Origin of the sequence: Helicobacter macacae MIT 99-5501 (genome assembly GCF_000507845.1) — a bacterium.
GTDB lineage: Bacteria > Campylobacterota > Campylobacteria > Campylobacterales > Helicobacteraceae > Helicobacter_B > Helicobacter_B macacae.
In genome coordinates this window covers 383547-384570 of the sequence record NZ_KI669455.1, presented here as the reverse complement: position 1 = coordinate 384570, position 1024 = coordinate 383547, and the positions used below count along the sequence as shown (strand labels likewise).

The 1024-nt window shown below is 43.4% G+C and carries 2 protein-coding genes; one reads left to right on the top strand and one right to left on the bottom strand.

Annotated features, from left to right (window positions below; genetic code table 11):
- Positions 1–106: 106 nt before the first annotated feature.
- Complete coding sequence (locus HMPREF2086_RS11760; RefSeq protein WP_156921332.1) at positions 107–250, bottom strand: hypothetical protein; 144 nt, start codon at positions 248–250, stop codon at positions 107–109.
- 357 nt (positions 251–607) lie between these two features.
- Here HMPREF2086_RS11760 and HMPREF2086_RS09145 point away from each other — a divergent pair, with 357 nt between their 5' ends.
- Positions 608–940: a hypothetical protein gene (locus tag HMPREF2086_RS09145; RefSeq protein WP_148374521.1), complete on the top strand. Its 333-nt coding sequence runs from the start codon at positions 608–610 to the stop codon at positions 938–940.
- Positions 941–1024: the final 84 nt, after the last annotated feature.

The window sequence follows — 1024 nt, the reverse complement described above, 5'->3', positions numbered from 1 at the left end:
GAAGCGAAGTATCTCAAACAAACTTCTTAAATTGTCATACTACAACTTTTTGTCATACTTAAGGGCGTAGCCCGAAGTATCTCAAAAGATTCTGCGGATTGCAAAATCAAGTAGGGATATTTCGGTTTCTGCAAAACCTCAATATGACAATGCAGGTGGGCACAATGTAATTTCCACCTCCATTGTAGGTGGCGATTCTACTTATTCCCCCTCCCTGTGCGGAGGGGGTTAGGGGGTGGGTAGATACCACCTACGCTTCTTAAGCAAAGCTAACAACTGCAAGCAACAAAAACGCCACTGCTAGCAATGCAAATACCTTCATTATCAACAAAGCAAACGCAGCACTTCTGTCATTACTAAAGAAACTGCGCTACGCTTGTTTTGTGAGCGAGCGAAGCGAGCGTGGTAATCTACAAAAGTAAAGAAATGGATTGCTTCGTTGTGGCTAAAGCCACTGCCTCGCAATGACGGTGTGGTGGATTGCCACGATTTTGCTACGCAAAACAAACGAATGAAGTTTCTTTAGTAAATTCTCGCAATGACAAAACTTCGTCTTATAATGTCGGCATTATAGATTGCCACGCAAATGCTAGCGCATTTGCTCGCAATGACGAATCTTTCCACGCTTTTGCTAACGCAAAAGAAACCCACCCCCAAACACCCTCGTGCTGCGGGAGGGGGCTTAAAGAAGCCAAACACCCTCACTTTGAAAAAAATGGATTCAAGGGAGGGGGCTTTTGTCCTCCTCACACACGAAGTGGCAAAAAGCACGGTTACTCTAAGGGAGGGGGCTTTTAAATCCCAAACTTACCCAAACAATCATAAACACGCCCAAATCCACCCCAAAAACACAAACCCAAAAATACTCAAAAACATTACAAAAGAATCAAAAAAAATAGATTGCCACGAATCGCTACGCGATTCTCACAAAACAAGGTGAAGCCGAAGTTTCTTTAGAAAACAAGGCGAAGCCGAAGTTTCTTTAGAAAACAAGGCGAAGCCGAAGTTTCTTTAGAAAACAAGG

Bases quoted from the DNA above. Each gene is read 5' to 3' on its own strand.
- HMPREF2086_RS09145 (WP_148374521.1), top strand. From the start codon at position 608: ATGACGAATCTTTCCACGCTTTTGCTAACGCAAAAGAAACCCACCCCC.